Annotated in this window: 14 protein-coding genes; 3 read left to right on the top strand and 11 right to left on the bottom strand. The window is 62.2% G+C overall.

Going from position 1 to position 16,340, the window contains the following annotated elements; all coding sequences use genetic code 11:
• Window positions 1-142: 142 nt before the first annotated feature.
• Window positions 143-2,644, bottom strand: coding sequence for an alpha-glucan family phosphorylase (glgP, locus tag PverR02_RS15405; RefSeq protein ID WP_079443776.1), 2,502 nt, complete (start codon window positions 2,642-2,644; stop codon window positions 143-145).
• Window positions 2,645-2,668: 24 nt separating this feature from the next.
• Entirely contained in the window at window positions 2,669-3,874 is a 1,206-nt protein-coding gene (locus tag PverR02_RS15400) for an acetate/propionate family kinase (RefSeq protein ID WP_079443775.1), read from the bottom strand.
• A 432-nt stretch (window positions 3,875-4,306) separates the two neighbouring features.
• Here PverR02_RS15400 and arcD point away from each other — a divergent pair, with 432 nt between their 5' ends.
• Both arcD and PverR02_RS15390 read left to right on the top strand, forming a co-directional pair.
• Window positions 4,307-5,797 carry an arginine-ornithine antiporter gene (arcD, locus tag PverR02_RS15395; RefSeq protein ID WP_052735791.1) on the top strand — a complete coding sequence of 497 codons (1,491 nt, stop codon included), beginning with the start codon at window positions 4,307-4,309 and terminating at the stop codon, window positions 5,795-5,797.
• Window positions 5,798-5,885: 88 nt separating this feature from the next.
• Window positions 5,886-6,428, top strand: coding sequence for an Hsp20/alpha crystallin family protein (locus PverR02_RS15390; RefSeq protein WP_017845784.1), 543 nt, complete (start codon window positions 5,886-5,888; stop codon window positions 6,426-6,428).
• Window positions 6,429-6,750: 322 nt separating this feature from the next.
• Here PverR02_RS15390 and PverR02_RS15385 read toward each other — a convergent pair whose 3' ends face one another.
• The 3 genes from PverR02_RS15385 to PverR02_RS15375 form a co-directional block, all read right to left on the bottom strand.
• Window positions 6,751-7,005, bottom strand: a complete 255-nt coding sequence (locus tag PverR02_RS15385) for an Lpp/OprI family alanine-zipper lipoprotein (protein WP_017845783.1) — start codon at window positions 7,003-7,005, stop codon at window positions 6,751-6,753.
• 116 nt (window positions 7,006-7,121) lie between these two features.
• Window positions 7,122-8,909 carry a DNA polymerase/3'-5' exonuclease PolX gene (gene polX / locus PverR02_RS15380; protein ID WP_079443774.1) on the bottom strand — a complete coding sequence of 596 codons (1,788 nt, stop codon included), beginning with the start codon at window positions 8,907-8,909 and terminating at the stop codon, window positions 7,122-7,124.
• Entirely contained in the window at window positions 8,906-9,439 is a 534-nt protein-coding gene (locus PverR02_RS15375; protein ID WP_167379485.1) for a c-type cytochrome, read from the bottom strand. The genes polX and PverR02_RS15375 overlap by 4 nt, the downstream gene beginning before the upstream one ends.
• A 275-nt stretch (window positions 9,440-9,714) precedes the next feature.
• Between PverR02_RS15375 and PverR02_RS15370 the strand changes: the two genes are divergently transcribed.
• Window positions 9,715-11,061, top strand: a complete 1,347-nt coding sequence (locus tag PverR02_RS15370) for an erythromycin esterase family protein (protein ID WP_079443772.1) — start codon at window positions 9,715-9,717, stop codon at window positions 11,059-11,061.
• Window positions 11,062-11,082: 21 nt separating this feature from the next.
• Here PverR02_RS15370 and PverR02_RS15365 read toward each other — a convergent pair whose 3' ends face one another.
• The 6 genes from PverR02_RS15365 to groL form a co-directional block, all read right to left on the bottom strand.
• The gene (locus PverR02_RS15365; protein ID WP_079443771.1) at window positions 11,083-11,772 is read right to left on the bottom strand and encodes a phosphoribosyltransferase; all 690 of its coding nucleotides are present in this window, start codon (window positions 11,770-11,772) and stop codon (window positions 11,083-11,085) included.
• A 44-nt stretch (window positions 11,773-11,816) separates the two neighbouring features.
• Window positions 11,817-12,701, bottom strand: a complete 885-nt coding sequence (locus PverR02_RS15360; protein ID WP_017845778.1) for a universal stress protein — start codon at window positions 12,699-12,701, stop codon at window positions 11,817-11,819.
• A gap of 47 nt (window positions 12,702-12,748) precedes the next feature.
• Complete coding sequence (locus PverR02_RS15355) at window positions 12,749-13,144, bottom strand: hypothetical protein (RefSeq protein WP_174630477.1); 396 nt, start codon at window positions 13,142-13,144, stop codon at window positions 12,749-12,751.
• 30 nt (window positions 13,145-13,174) lie between these two features.
• On the bottom strand, window positions 13,175-13,786 hold the full coding sequence (locus PverR02_RS15350; protein ID WP_079443769.1) for a Spy/CpxP family protein refolding chaperone: 612 nt from the start codon (window positions 13,784-13,786) through the stop codon (window positions 13,175-13,177).
• A gap of 126 nt (window positions 13,787-13,912) precedes the next feature.
• The gene (locus PverR02_RS15345; protein ID WP_057004094.1) at window positions 13,913-14,473 is read right to left on the bottom strand and encodes a nitroreductase family protein; all 561 of its coding nucleotides are present in this window, start codon (window positions 14,471-14,473) and stop codon (window positions 13,913-13,915) included.
• A gap of 54 nt (window positions 14,474-14,527) precedes the next feature.
• Entirely contained in the window at window positions 14,528-16,147 is a 1,620-nt protein-coding gene (gene groL / locus PverR02_RS15340; RefSeq protein WP_057004093.1) for a chaperonin GroEL, read from the bottom strand.
• Between the last annotated feature and the right edge of the window lie 193 nt (window positions 16,148-16,340).

Raw genomic sequence — 16,340 nt, 5'->3', positions numbered from 1 at the left:
ATCTTTATCAACAAATGCGCTTTGCTGCCGCGTGGGACAGCGCCCGTTGCGATAGGTGATGCTCTCGGTGTTCACCGTTTTTCTGCTGTTGGCCGCCAGGCTTTACCCCGGTTTGGCTCGCTGACAATAGGCGCATCGCCGCTCAACGCTGCCACGCAATCAATGGGTTTTCCGCTGGCAGAAAGGCATCCGCGTGCAAGGCGCGAACCCTCGGAGTGTAGTGCTCCAGCGGGCGCGTGGCGGCGACCGAAATGGAATAGATATAACCCTGGATGGCGCCCGGAATCACATCGACGGCTTTCATCAGCAAGCACTCTGCGGGGTACTCGTCGCACAGGCCGCCATAGAGTTCCACCTTGACCCACAGAGGCGAGATCTCACCCAAATAGACCGGCACGCGAACGCTCAGACAGTCGCCATCGCGATGCCCCTCGACCGCGCCGAAGTGAATATTGTCCCAGGCCGCCGTCAACGCCTTCTGCCAGGCATGGAGCGTGCGCGCCAGTGCCGCGTTATCCTCGCGGCGGCGTCGAAACGCCTGAATCGCCGGTTGGTAAAGATGCTCCAGGTATTCCTGCAGCATGCGATTGCTGCTGTAGTACGGCCCCAGCTGCGACATGCTGGCGCGCATGCGTTGCACCCAGTCGCGTGGAATACCCTGTGCATCGCGTGAATAGAACGTGGGGACGACCTCGTTTTCCAATAGGCCGTACAAGCGCTCGGCGTCGACGTCGTCATCGCTCGGCGCGTCATCCCCGATCGCCCAGCCATAGGCGGGCTGGTACGCTTGTGCCCACCAACCATCGAGTTCCGAGAGGTTCAACCCGCCGTTGACGAGCACCTTCATGCCACTGGTGCCGCAGGCTTCCCAGGGCCGACGCGGGGTGTTGATCCAGACATCGACGCCTTGCACCAGGTGTTGGGCCATTTCCAGGTCGTAGTCTTCCAGGAACACCACATGCCGGCGCAGCCCCGGGCGATGCACGAAGTCGAGCCATGCCTGGATCAGTTGCTTGCCCCGCTCATCGGCGGGATGAGCCTTGCCAGCGATGAGCAGTTGTACCGGATGCTGCTCGTTGGTTAACAGCCGCGCCAGGCGGTCGCTGTCGTGCAGCAGCAGGTTCGGGCGCTTATAGTCGGTGAAGCGTCGCGCAAACCCGAGCGTGAGGCAGTTGGGGTCAAACACCTGCCCGCCCTCCGCCACCTGCTGCGCCGATTCGCCACGCTGCTCGAGCTGCCAGGCCAGGCGCTTGCGCGCATAGTTCACCAGGTCGCGCCGTTGCTCGGCAGCCATGTTCCACAAGGCCTCGTCGTCATTGTTGGCGACCGTCGCCGGCAGCAACTCGACTGCGCCGCGCCAACGCTCCTTGCCGCAGCTTGTGGTCCACAGATGATCGGACCACATTGAGTCCCAGGACGGCACATGCACACCGTTGGTGACATGCCCCACCGGTATCTCTTGAACAGGCCAGCGGGGATACAAATCGCTGAATAGCCGTCGGCTGACCTCGCCGTGCAAGCGGCTCACGCCATTGGCTTGAGCGCACCCACGCAGCGCCAGAAAAGCCATGTTGAAGGGTTCATCCGCATCCGACGGATTGCGTCGGCCCAACGCCAGCAACTCGTGCGATGTGAGGCGGCAGTCGTCGAGATAGCCGCGGGCATACTTGAGTACCAGTTCCGCGGAAAACACATCGAAACCCGCAGCCACTGGCGTATGGGTCGTAAACACGTTGCCTGCCCGCGTCGCCCACCAGGCTTCCTGGAACGATGTGCCCTTCTGATGCATGAAGCGCCGGGCACGCTCCAGCACCAGCAGTGCAGCATGACCTTCGTTGAGGTGGCACACATCGACATTGATCGCCAACGCTTCGAGTGTGGCCCAGCCGCCGATGCCAAGCACCACTTCCTGCAGCAAGCGCATCTCCGAACCGCCGCCGTACAACTTCGAGGTGATGCCACGGTCGCTGGCGCCGTTGAGCAGGTCATTACTGTCGAGCAGGTACAGGCTGGTACGCCCGACGATGGCCTGCCACACGCGTAAATACAGGGTCCGGCCGGGAAGCGCCAAGGGGATTTTCAACCACGCGCCGTCCTGTCCAAACGTCGGCTGGATCGGCAGGCTGGTGGGGTCGTTATAGGGGTAGGCCTCCTGCTGGCGCCCCATCGCGTCGATGGATTGTCGAAAATAGCCTTCCTGATAGAGCAACCCCACCCCGAGCACCGGTACGCCCATGTCGCTTGCCGTCTTCAGGTAATCCCCGGCCAGCACACCGAGCCCGCCGGCATAAAGCGCCAGCGCCTCGCTCAGGCCGAATTCCATGCTGAAGTAGGCGATCCGCTTGGAATCGCCGGCGTTTGTCTGCTGCGCATACCAACCCGGCTCGCTGAGGTAGTGCCGATGCTCTTCGATGGCGTGCGCGAGGGTTTGCGAGAACGTCGCATCTCGGCAGAGTTCTCCTAGCCGGTGCGGCGAGGTGTTCTGCAGTATCAACCAGGGGTTGTGGGTACGCTCCCACAGCTGCGGGTCGATGCTTTTCCAGAGCTCGTCGAGCGCATGGTTCCAGGTCCAGCGCAGGTTAAGCGCAAGCTCGGTCAATGCGCGCAACTGCTCTGGCAGCTCGCGTGGCAAGAATGCATACACGTCGACACCTCAAGGCGATAGTGGCTAAAGCGCCTCGCTCGATGCCGGCGCCGGCAGCAAGGCCAGGCTGTGTCGAGCGATGACTGCATTTTCATCAGTGGCTATGACCCAGGCCGATACCGGGCTGTCCGGCGTCGTCAGGCAGGCTCCGGTGGGCGGGTGCTGGTTGCGGGTTACGCCTAACCAGGCGCAACCGTCGAGAATCCCGTCATGCACGGTGGGTGCATGTTCGCCAATGCCGCCGGTGAACACCAACGCGTCGAGCCCGCCGAGCAATGCGGCCAGCGCGCCGATCTCCTTGACGGCACGCCGTACAAACAACTCAACGGCCTGCGCGGCCCCTTCGGCGTGGCTGGCCAGCAGCGTCCGCATGTCACTCGCCACACCGCCAGAGACGCCCAGCAATCCGGACTCGTGGTACAGCAGGTGTTCGACCGCCGCCGCGCTCATGCCGCGTTCGCGCAGCAGGTACAGCACGATGCCGGGGTCCAGGTTGCCCGGGCGGGTGCCCATCAAAAGCCCGTCCAGGGTGGAAAACCCCATGGTGGTGCCGCAACTGATGCGGTTACGCATCGCGCACAGGCTGGCACCGTTGCCCAGGTGTGCGACCAAGGTGCGCCCGGCCGCCGCGCGCGGGTCGTAATCCGCCAGGACCCCGGCAATGTACTCGTAGGACAAACCATGGAAGCCGTAACGCCGCAGGCCCGCCTCGCTCAGTGCCCGGGGCAGGCCGTACAAGGTTTCCAGCGGGTTGAGCGTGTGGTGAAAGGCGGTGTCGAAGCAGGCCACCTGAGGCAGCTCGGGATGCTCGCGGGCCATATGGAGAATCGGTGCCAGGCACAAGGGCTGGTGCAAGGGCGCCATTGGAATCAGTCGTTGTATCTCGTCGATCAGCGCGCTATCGACCCGCGCAGCCACTTCCCGACGGGCGCCGCCATGGACCACCCGATGCGCCGCGCCGACAATCTGCCATTGGCGGTTGCTGCCCAGCCAACGCATCAGGTTGCCCAGGGAAACTGCGTCCATGCAACTGTCGGCGCGCCATTGCTCCTGATGTTCGGCCTCGGATCCTGGGGCCTGATACACCAGCGTTGCCCTGCCCTGGCGCACTTCAATCATGCCGCTGCCCAGGCAATGGACCGTTGGTGCCGTCACGAAGTAAAGGGAAAACTTGAGGGTTGAAGAGCCCGCATTCAGCACCAACAACGCCGGGCAAGGGGCATCCATCATGCGCGGCTCCACAACGCCGGGGAATCCACGGCCTGACGGGAGCCGCCAAGCAGTAACCGTAATGCTCGCATCATGGGCCGCCTCGACACTCAATGAGGTTACAGGGAACCTTGCCCCAGGTTGGCCTTATCCTGGCATCCACGGGGCGCGGCGGCTTGACCTTCCTCAATAAAATGTTCCCGTTACGGTTCGGCGCGCTCCTGGCGCATCAATATCATCGACGAACAACACTTTGGCGTTTAACGACGAAAACACCCGCGGGAAAATGTTTTTTGAAAAACAATTCAATCAGTTAAGTATTGCGACTGATCCGCAGACACTTACATCTGATCTAAATCAACCAGACCCAGCCCCTTCGCGCAGAAATTAGATGCAGCAGTCGCACCCTCGCATTCGACGGTGCAGATACTCACGTTTTCGTGGAGGCTCGTCATGGCTACGCATCTGCAAGGCTCTCAACCGATCGTCCCGCCGGCTGTCCAACCCGTGGCAGGCAGTCTGCGCAAGGTAGAACCCAAGCGCTTGTCGCTGAGCTTGTTGATTGCCCTGGTGGTCGGTTCGATGATCGGCAGCGGCATCTTCAGCCTGCCGCAAAACATGGCCGCCAGTGCGGGCGCCGGTGCGATTCTGATCGGTTGGTTGATCACCGGCGTCGGCATGCTGTCGCTGGCGCTGGTCTATCAGACCCTGTCCAACCGCCAGCCCGCGCTGGACAACGGTGTGTTTGCCTATGCGCGTGCGCTGGGTGGCGAATACCTGAGCTTCAACTCCGCCTGGGGTTATTGGATCAGTGCCTGGATCGGCAACGTCAGTTACCTGGTGATCCTGTTCGCTGCACTGAGTTACTTCTTTCCGGTGTTTGGCGAAGGCAATAACAAGGCGGCGATCGCCGGTGCGTCCGTGGTGTTGTGGGCGTTGCACTGGATGATCCTCAGGGGCTTGCGCACCGCTGCGCGGGCCAATGCGTTGACGACGGTCGCGAAGATCGTGCCGTTGCTGTTGTTCATCGGCCTGGTGATCGCCGCGTTCCAGCGTGAAACGTTCACTGTCGACTTCTGGGGCTCGCCGGCATTGGGCAGTACGCTCGATCAAGTCAAAAGCACGATGCTGGTCACCGTTTGGGTGTTTATCGGGATCGAGGGCGCCAACGTGTTTTCTGCCCGTGCGGCGGAGCGGGCCAATGTCGGGCGGGCCACGGTGATCGGTTTTGTCATCACGTTGTTGTTGCTGATTTCGGTGTCCTTGCTGTCGCTGGGGGTGCTCAAACAACCGGAACTCGCCGCCTTGAAGAACCCCTCGATGGCGGGCGTGCTGCAGGCCGCGGCCGGGCCATGGGGCGCGGTGCTGATCAGCATCGGCCTGATCGTTTCGGTCGGCGGCGCCCTGCTCGCCTGGACGTTGCTGGCGGCCGAGTCGGTGTTCACGCCCGCCAAGGAAAAGGTCATGCCTGTCTCGCTGGGCGTGGAAAACACCCAAGGCGCGCCAGCCAATGCGCTGTGGCTGACCAACGGCTGCATTCAATTGTTCCTGCTGCTGACCTTGTATTCGAGCGCTACCTATCTCGCGCTGATCTCCCTGGCCACCTCGATGATTCTATTGCCGTACCTGTTCAGCGGCCTGTATGCGCTGAAATTGACCTGGAAGGGTGACACCTATGCCGGCCACCGCGCCCTGCAATTGCGCGACATGGCCATCGCGGCGGTCGCCACGCTGTATTGCATGTGGTTGCTCTATGCCGCCGGGCCGAAATATATGCTGCTCAGCGCCCTCCTCTACGCCCCGGGCTCGTTGATCTACCTGGGCACCCTGCGCGCCCGTCAGGGACAAGCGCTCAGCGGCCCCGAGACCGGCCTGTTGATCATCATCTGGGCGGCCGCGGCCTATGCCGGCTGGATGCTGTGGTCGGGGACGCTGACCTTGTAACGATGGGCTTGCCCCCGTGTTCTGTCCTGGCAGGCCGCGCAGAGGCCGTTCTGCTGCCTGCCTTCTATCTGAAGAGGAGTACCGAAAGATGAGCAATTCCGCAAAAAAAATGCCGGTCACTACCGAACACAAATCCGACCAGCATCCCATGACGACAGACCTGTGGCGGCCGCTGGAAAAACTGCGGCAACAGGTGGACCACCTGTTTGATGACTTCAATCTCGGTTCCGGCCTGTCGCCCTTCAGCCGGGGGCTGTTCGACGTTGAACCGTTCTGGCGTCGCGAGCTGATCGGCCATGGCATGCCTGCCGTGGACATCACCGAGAAAGACAAAAGCTACGAGATCACCGCCGAAGTACCCGGCATGGATCAGAAAGACATTGAGGTCAAACTGTCCAACGGCAGCCTGATCATCAAAGGCGAGAAACAGGAGGACAAGGAAGAAAAACGCAAAGGCTACCACCTTAGCGAGCGTCACTACGGTTCCTTCGAGCGGGTGTTCAACCTGCCCAAAGGTATTGATGCCGATAAGATCGACGCGAGTTTCAGCAAAGGCGTGCTGTGCATCTCGTTGCCGAAAAAGCCAGAAGCCATGAAAGCGGATAAAGTCGTGCCGATCAAAGGCGAATGAATCCCAGGCTGCACTGCCCCTTGGCGGGAAACCGACAAGGGGCTTTTTTTATCTGCAGTGGTTCAACGCTTCATCCCCGGAAAATATCGAACAGCTCGATCTTCAAGAGCGTGCGAATGCACAGGTAACGCCTGCCGAACGTCAGCCTAAGCCACATGTTCAGCGGCAGTCCGTTACGCGAAGAGATGATAGTCGGGGAAAACCAAGCCAATGCTGTTGAGTCGACGCGCAGGTGCCAGATGTGCTGCCTGGCAGGGGTGGTTGCAGGCCTGCGGCTGTCTTGCAGCAAACCCGACGACGTGTCGGGTGCTGCAACCGTTCACTACTTGCGGCTGGCTTTTTCGAGCATCCGGCTGGCGCGCTCATTGGCCTGATCGGCAGTCTGTTGCGCCTGATTGGCCGCCATCGCCGCCTGCTCCGCTTTCGAGTAGGCTTCATCGGCTCTGGCGCGTGCCGACAGCGCAGTGCTTTGAGCAGCCTCCAGGCGTGCATCCAGTTCTTTGGCCGGTTTGTTACTGCAACCAGCCGATAACGCGAGGAGGACGCTGAGCAACACTACGGGTAAACGCATATTCATGGGTATTCTCCTTGAGGGTCGTAGCAGGAACGCTCCGGCTACGGTTCAAGTATCCGGCGCCGTCGGTGCGGGGCTCTGATTTTTGTCAACTTTCGACCAAGAATCAGACCGAACCGTCAGTTCCCGGCGCCTTGCGAAGGCCCGCCTGCCGTAGCGGCCAACAACGACTTCAGCGCGCTCAGCGAACGGGTATTGAGTACATCGCCCTTTTCCAGCCAGGCACGCCGGGCTTGCGCGACGCCGTAGCGCAAGTACGCAAAATCCGCGGTGCGCTGGGCATCCGAATTGATGTTGATCAGCACGTGTTGGTCTTTGGCGTATTGGCATTGAAGGTCGAACAGGTCCATGCGCTGGGGTTGCGCGTTGAGTTCCAGGCAGCAGCCGCGTGCAGAGGCGGCCCTGATGACGGCCGACAGGTCCATGTTCAACGGCGCGCGCTGATTGATCAGGCGACACAGCGGGTGCGCCAGTAGCGTGAAATAGCGATGATCCATGGCCCTGAGCAGGCGTTGCGTCTGTTGCCGCAGCGTCAGGCCGAAATGCGTGTGGACCGCGCCCACCACAAGGTCCAGGCGAGCGAGGACAGTGTCTGGCAGCCCCAGGCTGCCATCTTCTAGTATCTCGACTTCAACCCCCTTGAGCAAGGTGATGCCGCGCAGGCGGGCGTTGAGCGCATCGATCTGGTCGATCTGCTTCAGCAGCCGCTCGCTGTCCAGGAAATGATCGGTGATCGCCAGGTATTCCAACCCGGCTTGCTGCGCGGCCAGTGCCATCTGCTCCAGGGTATTGGCGCCATCCGCGTCGCAGGTGTGCGCGTGCAAGTCACCCTTGAGATCACTCACTTCCACCAGCCTGGGCAAACGCCCGCTGAGTGCCGCCGCGACCTCACCGCGATCTTCGCGCAGCTCCGGCGTGATCCACGGCAACCCCAGGGCCTGATAAACCGAGACCTCCGTGACACCCGCCAGGCGTTCCTGGCCCTTGAACACGCCATACTCGTTGAGCTTCAGGCCCTGTTCCCGCGCCTGCTTGCGAATCGCAATGTTGTGCGCCTTGCTGCCAGTGAAATACACCAGCGCGGCGCCCCAGTCCGCGGGTTTGACCACCCGCACGTCGACTTGCAGGCCGGAGTCCAGTACGACACTGGCCCGCGTGCGGCCTTTGACCAATACGGTGGACACCTCCGGGTGCTTGATCAGGTGTGCAGTGACCGCCACTGCGGGCTCTGCTGCCACCAGGATGTCGATGTCGCCCACGGTATCGCGCATGCGCCGCAGGCTGCCGGCCAGCCTCGCGTCCTCGACCCCGGGCAGTTGATGCAGATACTCGATCAACTGCAGCGCCACGGGCTCGACAACGCCCAGCGGCAACCGGCGATCCTTTCCGAGCCCCTTCTGCGCGGCGCTCAATAAGCGCGCCTCAAGCCTTTCGCCAAAACCGGGCACGTGGCGGATGTGGCCCTGCTCGGCGGCCTCGCACAGTTGCTGGGCGGTTTCGATCCCCAGGCCGTGATACAGGTGTTTGATGCGTTTGGGGCCGAGGCCGGCGATGGACAGCAGTTCAACCAGCCCAGGCGGCAATGTCGAGCGCAGGCGTTGCCGTAGCGCACAATCACCGGTGCTGGCGATTTCACTGATCTTGGCCGTCAGATCGACGCCGATACCCGGCAGTTTCGGCAAGGCTTCCCCACGTGCGATGAGCGGCGCCAACTCGACCGTCAGCGCCCTCAGCGTGCGCGCAGCAACCCGATAAGCGCGGATGCGAAACGGGTTGGCGTCATCGATTTCGAGCAGGTCGGCGATATCGTCAAACACCGCGGCAATGTCCTCATTACTCACCGCCCGCGAGCGCTTGACCGTCGAGGTCGGCGCGCTGGGCGCCTGCGGTACGGCCGTGAGCTTCATGGCCCCAGCCTGGCCATGTAATGCGCGACCGCCTCGGCATCGGCGTCCGACAGTGTGTGCGCAATCTGGCTCGTCAGGTCACCGCGCTCACGCAGGTCGGCCTGTTGAAACACCTGGATCTGGCGAACCATGTAGGCGGCATGCTGGCCTGCCACGCGTGGGGTCTGGCCATGGCCCCGGCCCTCGGCGCCATGACAGGCGCTGCACTGAGCGATGCCGGATTCCGGCACGCCGTGGCGAAAGATCAATTCGCCCCGCGCGTCAGGCGTTTCGGCTTCAGCCTGCATGGCCGGCTGTTTTGAATAGTAGTCCGCCAGTTCAGTGATCTGCGATTCGGTCAAATGGGTAAAGCCCCACATGTATTGAGTCGAGGCTTTATCCATGCGCGTATGGTTTTTGAAATCCGTCAACTGCTGCTTCAGGTAGTCTTTTTGCTGGCCGGCCAATTTGGGAAACAACGGCGATACCGACTCCCCCGTCAGCCCGTGGCACAGCGAACACACGTCGTTTACCAAGGCCAGCGCGGGCATGGATGCGGTTTTTTGCGATGCCCGGTCGCGGGTGTCGGTACAGCCCACAAGGGCCACCACACAGAGGGCAAGCGTCAGGTGTGATCGATTGATAGAGCACCTCATATCACAAGCCTCCATGAGCAGCGTCGGTAGCCGGCGCGTAACGGGTTCAGCCACCTTGGCTCAAGGCCGTGCAGGCTTTATTGACAAAACTCAATGATTCACCTGAGTCAGGGTGTAGGAATAGATAAACACTGAACGGGACGACGGCCGTGAGCACACCCGCCCAACGCATGCTGGATAAACACTATGGCGCGTCTCGGCAGGTCGATAGAGCCGCCATCGCGGCGGTCCTGCGCCAATTTGCCGAGCCTCTGCCGGCGTTCGATTCTGCGGCGTTCGGCGAAATGTTCGATCGCTACGCGGATGCGCGGGTGGTGCTGATCGGCGAAGCCAGCCACGGCACCAGCGATTTCTATCGCGCCCGGGCCGCCATCACGCAACGCTTGATTGAGCGGCATGGCTTCTCCATCGTCGCCGTTGAGGCCGACTGGCCCGATGCAGAGCATGTCGACAAGTACGTCCGAGGGCTGGCCCCGTCGGCCTGGAAACGCCATATCTTCAGCCGCTTCCCGACCTGGATGTGGCGCAACGCCGAGGTCAAAGCCTTTGCCCACTGGCTGCACCGCTACAACCATCAACGCGCCAGTGCAGACCGCGTGGAGTTCCGTGGCCTCGACGTTTACAGCATGCGCAACTCGATCCATGAGGTGCTGCACTATCTGGACAGCGTCGACCCGCAACTGGCCCAGGAAGCACGGCGGCGCTACGGCTGCCTGACGCCCTGGCAGGATGACCCGGCCTTGTACGGTCATTTCGTCGAACGCAATGGCCTGATGCCCTGTGAACCGCAGGTGGTCGAACAACTCAACGTGATGCTGGCCAAGCAATTGGCCGGGCTCATCCAGGATGACGAAGGGTTTTTCAACGCCACGCAAAACGCCCGCGTGGTGCGTGCGGCGGAACAGTACTACCGCGCCGTCTATCGCGGCTCGACCGCGTCGTGGAACCTGCGTGACCGCCACATGTTCGACACCCTGCGCGCCCTGCTGGAACACCGGGGCCCGCAGGCCAAAGTGGTGGTCTGGGCGCACAACTCGCATATCGGCAATGCCGCGGCCACGGAGATGGGCTGGAAGGGCCAGTTCAACATCGGCCAGCTGTGCCGCAGTGCCTATGGGCGCGACGCCGTGCTGATCGGCATGAGCACCGACCGTGGCCACGTGGCGGCGGCCGACGATTGGGACGCCGAGATGCTCATCAAGGCGGTGCGGCCTTCCCGTCCCGACAGTTGGGAGCATCAGTTCCTCGAAGCCGGCGTGCCGGCGTCGTTGACCGACTGGCGCGACCCGCAGCGCGCCGAGCTGCGCACGGTGTTGTCCGCCACCCTGCTGGAACGCGCGATTGGCGTGATTTACCGGCCCACAACCGAACGCGACAGCCACTACTTCGAAGCGGTACTGGCCGAACAGTTCGACGCCATGCTCTGGTTCGAGCAGACGCAGGCGGTAAAGGCCCTGGCACTGCCCAAAAACGAGGAGCTGGAAGCGGAAGACGAAACCTTTCCGTTTGGTGTGTAAGGCTCACCTGGCGCGACGCATCTACAGCGGGTGCGCTTCAGTCGATTCGCGTTGCCAGGCCCGCTGCAATAACTCAATGACCTCTGCATCGGTGGTCTGGGGGAAGTTCGAGTACCAGTAACCGATGGACATCATCCGCTCAGGAATCAGCGGGCAGATCACTTCATTGACGATGCAGCGCAGGGTTTCCACCGTATCCAGCGGCGCGACCGGCACCGCCACGACGATCCGCGCCGGGGCCTGCACCTGCACCGCCTGGATCGCGGCGAGCATCGAAGCCCCTGTGGCCAGGCCGTCATCGATCAGGATGACCACCTGATCCTTCAACTGCAGCGGCGCCCGCGTGCCCCGGTAAACCTGCTCACGGCGCGATAACTCGCGAGTTTCGCGGGTGACCACCGCGTCATAACTGTCTTGATCAATCGAATGAGCCCGCAGCACCTCTTCATTGCGGATCTGGATACCGCCACTGGCGATGGCGCCCATGGCGAATTCGGGCTGGGACGGCATGCCGAGCTTGCGTACCACTATCAGATCCAGGCGCACCTGCAGGGCCGTGGCCACCTCATACGCCACCGGGACGCCGCCACGCGGCAAGGCCAGGATGATCACGTCGGGGCGGCGGGCGTATCTGAGCAACGGCTCCACCAGGCTTTGGCCGGCCACCGACCGATCCTGCCAGAGCGTTTGCAGCGAAGGGCTATAACTCATGGGTCACCTCATCTGTGGTTTCATTGCACACCGCCTTTGCCGCGCTAGACCGCCAGTACGCCGCAAGGCACCTGATAGAGAATGTGTTCGGTGGTACTGCCCAGCAGCTTCTCGATGCCGTGATACTGGACCCGGCCCATCACGATCACATCCACCTGGTGTTCCTTGGCGAATTGACTCAACACCGCAACCGGATTGCCCAAAACGAAGTGATGACGATCGGAAGGCACGCCATAGTCTCGCGCCAGTTCGAGGAAGGTTTTTTCCTCCTTGCTCGCCAGGTCCTTACTGAGATTGGACAGGGCCATACCGCCCATGTCAGCCATGTAGATCGTCGACATGTCGCAGGCATACAGCAGGTGCAGCTCGGCATCGCATTGCAGCGCCAGGCTGGTGGCCTGCTCAATGATGCGCTGGTTCAACGCGCTGTTGGCCGGTTGAACATTCGACACGTCAACCGCTGCCACGACGATGCGCGGCAAGGCATGCCCACCACCGCCGACCAGATAGACCGGAATCGGACACTCGCGCAGCAACTGCCAGTCCAGCGGGGTGAAGAACGCGCGCTTGAACGCGGACTCTTGCTGAACCTGTTTGATCAACAGATCGGGCTGCGTCTCGGTGACGTAATCCAGGATGTCTTGCTTGAGGTTGGTGGCCCAGGTCACCTGGGCGGTCACGTTGAGCCCCAGGGCGTGGAGGTTCTTGGTTTGGGCGTTCAGCCAGTCGCGGTGGTCCTCGAGGTAGCTGGCCCGGGCCTTTTCACGCACGTTCTCGGCCAGTAGCAACAAGATATCCAACGGTGCTGCCAGCGCGACAATATGCAGGCTCGCGCCGCTGGCCTTGGCCAGGGCGGCAGCATGGCCGATTGCCGGGGAGTCACGCAGGGCGGGATTGATGATCAGTAACAAACACTGGTATTGGCTCATGATCTGGCTCCAGGGAGGAATGAAAAACAGCCCACGCGTCCGGGGTCTTAACGGATGGGGCCAGGCGGCGGCGTCGCGGGAACCATGCGCCATCCCTCAGGACACTGGCGTACGCTCGGGTAATAGCCCTTGGCGGAATCGCAGTAGTACCAGGCCGATGGCGCGGCCGTGACGGGCTGAGGCTCGACCACCACCGTCGGCGGGCTGGCCGGGTAGTAGTAAGTCGGGGCGGGATAGTAATAAACCGGATACGTCGGGTAGTAATACGGCGTGGCGATGCGCGCGGCTTCCCAACCCAGTCCCAGGCCGAAGCCAAACCCCCACCAGCCCGGCCCGCCCCCGTGCCCACCGCCATGCGGCCCGGCATGCGCCGGCAATGCAACGGCGGCAGCCAGCAGGATGAACCCTGTCAGCACGCACTGTTTTACTGAGTCACTGTTCATGATGTTTACCCAGGAGGCTCGCGAATAGCATTACGGTTGGCTGGTCGGGTTGAGCCCGCCGCACCCTTGCGGCCATGCCATGTGCATGGGCATGTGCATGGGCATTCGCCAACCGTCCTGATCGGCGATGCGGTGATGCATCACCGTCCAGAACAGATCGAAGATGGTTTTTTGCTGGGCATCGAGGGCATCGTAGAAGGTTTGGGTGCGTGCCTGAGCCGCGCCCAGACGGACCAGTTGCGCCTGCATCCAGCTGGTTTGCGTGCGCAGGCGCTCTATGCCTTTGGCCATTCTCTGCGGTGTTGTTTCGTCCTTCAGCGCTTGTCTGGCATTTGCCTTGTCAGTAGCGGCTGGGTTGTCGTTTTCCACTTGCTGATTGGCGTCTGCGATGACGCCTGCGGCCCAGGTTTCCCAGGCGGGCATTTGCTCCGGCTTGAGACTGAGCTTGCCCTTGAGTTCTTCCAGGGTCTGCTGCGTATGCTTGACCCAATCGAAATTCGAGGCGTGACGGAACATACCGCCCTGCCCTGGCCCTAGCCCTAACCCTGGCATCGCGGGGTTGGCAAATGCGCCGGTGGACGGTAACAGCAGAACACTTGCCGCGATCAGCAAGCACTGGCCAAGCAAGCGTGGCTTGTTCATTTCAGCTCATCTCAACGTCGTGGGTTCAATCCGAGCATAGGAGCCCGCCTGGCGGGCGATCTGATCCACGTCAGAAAACCGAGACACCGGTCAACCGCTGGATCAACGGTAGCCCTGCCTGGGGCATCAGCCTATCCAATGGATCTCTGGGGTCTTATGCACGATGGGCGCGGGCACAGACTTCGGGTGCCCCACGATAATCGGTGCCACGGGCATCCACTCGGCGGGCAGGCCGAGCGCCTGCTTACCCTGCGGCGTATTCAGAAAGCCCTGGGCGAAACCGATCCAGCACGTCCCGAGCCCCTCGGCATACGCCGCGAGCATCAGGTTCTCGGCCGCCAGGGCACAGTCTTCGACAATCCACTGATTGGGCGCGTTGCCCGAGATCAGCACCAGGACCGGCGCGTGGTAGAAAATCTGAAAACTGTCCTCGCTGAGCAACGCTTGGAAGTGGCTGGAGTGCGTTCCGGCGGGCGTGGTGGCGAGCATCCAGGCCCTGGCTTCGCGGGAAACCCGCTCCAGCAGCGCCTGGTCGCGGATCACCGTGAACGTCCACGGTTGTTGGTTCATCGCGCTGGGCGCCTGGGCGGCGGCATCGATCAAGCGACAAATGAGTTTTTCATCGAGCGGTTCTGGCGTGTAGTCACGTGTCGAGCGCCGGCCGGCGATTGCCTTGGTTACGTTCATGGGTGCATGCCTCCATCAGGGCGATTCAAATCGAAGCAAGGCGCGAGCAGGCGCTCAACCTTCAGGGAACGACGGTTGGGCTGGCGGTTCTTTTTCTGGGATATCGGTAATGGTCGCTTCGGTCAGCAGCAGGATACTGGCGACGGAAACTGCATTTTCCAGGGCAATACGCACGACTTTGGTCGGATCGATGATGCCGGCTTCGTACATGTCGACATAGGTATTGGCGGACGCATCAAAGCCAATGTTGCCCGGCTCCGCCAGCATGCGCGCAACGACCACGCCGGCGTCCACCGCAGAGTTTTCCGCAATGCGCCGCGCCGGTGCTTCCAATGCCCGACGCAGTATCTGCAGGCCGGTGCGGACATCGCCCTCCTGCCGGGCTTCCTCGGCGGCGATCAGCGGCACAGCTTTAAGCAGCGCGAGGCCGCCGCCGGGGACAATCCCTTCGGTGATCGCCGCGCGGGTCGCCGAGATCGCGTCATCCAGGGCGTCCTTGCGCGCTTTCATTTCGGCTTCGGACGGCGCGCCGACCCGGATCACCGCGACGCCGCCGGACAGCCTGGCCAGCCGCTCCTGCAGCTTTTCACGGTCGTAATCGCTGGTGGTAGCCGCCATTTGCCCGCGGATCTGCTGCAGGCGTGCGTCGATCGCTGCGCGTGTACCGGCGCCGCCGATCAGCGAAGTGCTGTCCTTCGACACCACCACCCGATGGGCCCGCCCCAACTGCTGCAGGTCGACCTGTTCGAGGCTGATCCCCAGTTCGTTGGAGACCACCGTGGCGCCGGTCAATACGGCCATGTCCTGCAGCATGTCCTTGCGCCGGTCGCCAAAGCCCGGGGCCTTGATCGCCACGGCCTTGAGCACGCCGCGGATGTGGTTGACCACCAGCGTGGTCAACGCTTCGCCTTCGATGTCATCTGCGATCAACACCAGGGGCTGACCGCTTTTGGCGACCTGTTCCAACAACGGCAGCAAGTCTTTGAGTGCGCCGATCTTGTGGTCACAGAGCAGCAGGCAGGCATCGTCGAGTTCGACCTGCATTTTCTCGGTGTCGGTGACGAAATAAGGTGAGACATAACCCCGGTCAAAACGCATGCCCTCCATGACCTCGACCACCGTTTCGGTGGTCTTGGACTCTTCGACGCTGACCACGCCTTCAACGCCGACCTTCTCCAGCGCGTCGGCCACCAGTTGACCGATGACCGCGTCGTTATGCGCCGACAGCGTCGCCACCTGGGCTTTTTCCTTGGGCGTGCTGACGGGACGGGACTGCGCCGCCAGCGACTCGACGACCAGCTGCAGGCCCCGATCCAGGCCGCGCTTGAGATCGATCGCGCTGGCCCCCGCGACCACGTTGCGGATGCCGTCGGCCAGGATCGCATGGGCCAGCACCGTTGACGTGCTGGTCCCGTCGCCGACCGCGTCACCCGTGCGTTCCGCGGCCTGGCGCAGCATTTGCGCGCCGAGGTTCTCCTCGGGGTCCTGCAGGTCAATGCGTTTGGCAATCGTGACGCCGTCATTGCAGACCGTCGGGTTGCCCCACTTGTTCTGCATCAACACCGACTTGGACTTCGGCCCCAGCGTCACGCGCACCGCGTCCGCCAATTGGGTGGCGCCGCTGAGGATCTTCTCGCGGGCAGCCGCGCGAAACACGATTTTACTGTGAGCCATCAGGGTGCTCTCCTCTCACGTCGACGGAACTTGCATGCTTCTCTGAAGTGCCTGCGGCGAGGTTGACTTTTATCAACAAACTCACACCCCTTGCCGACGCCCGCCGCGACGCTTACACCGGCGGTCGCCGGGCGCTCTGCGAGTTGACAAAAATCAACCCGCTCGGGCGGAAACAGCGTCCAAATCAACCTGT

The sequence above is a fragment of the Pseudomonas veronii genome, from assembly GCF_002028325.1.
Classification (GTDB): Bacteria; Pseudomonadota; Gammaproteobacteria; order Pseudomonadales; family Pseudomonadaceae; genus Aquipseudomonas; species Aquipseudomonas veronii.
The sequence above is the reverse complement of the archived record's forward strand: the minus strand, read 5'-3'. Positions and strand labels throughout refer to the sequence as shown.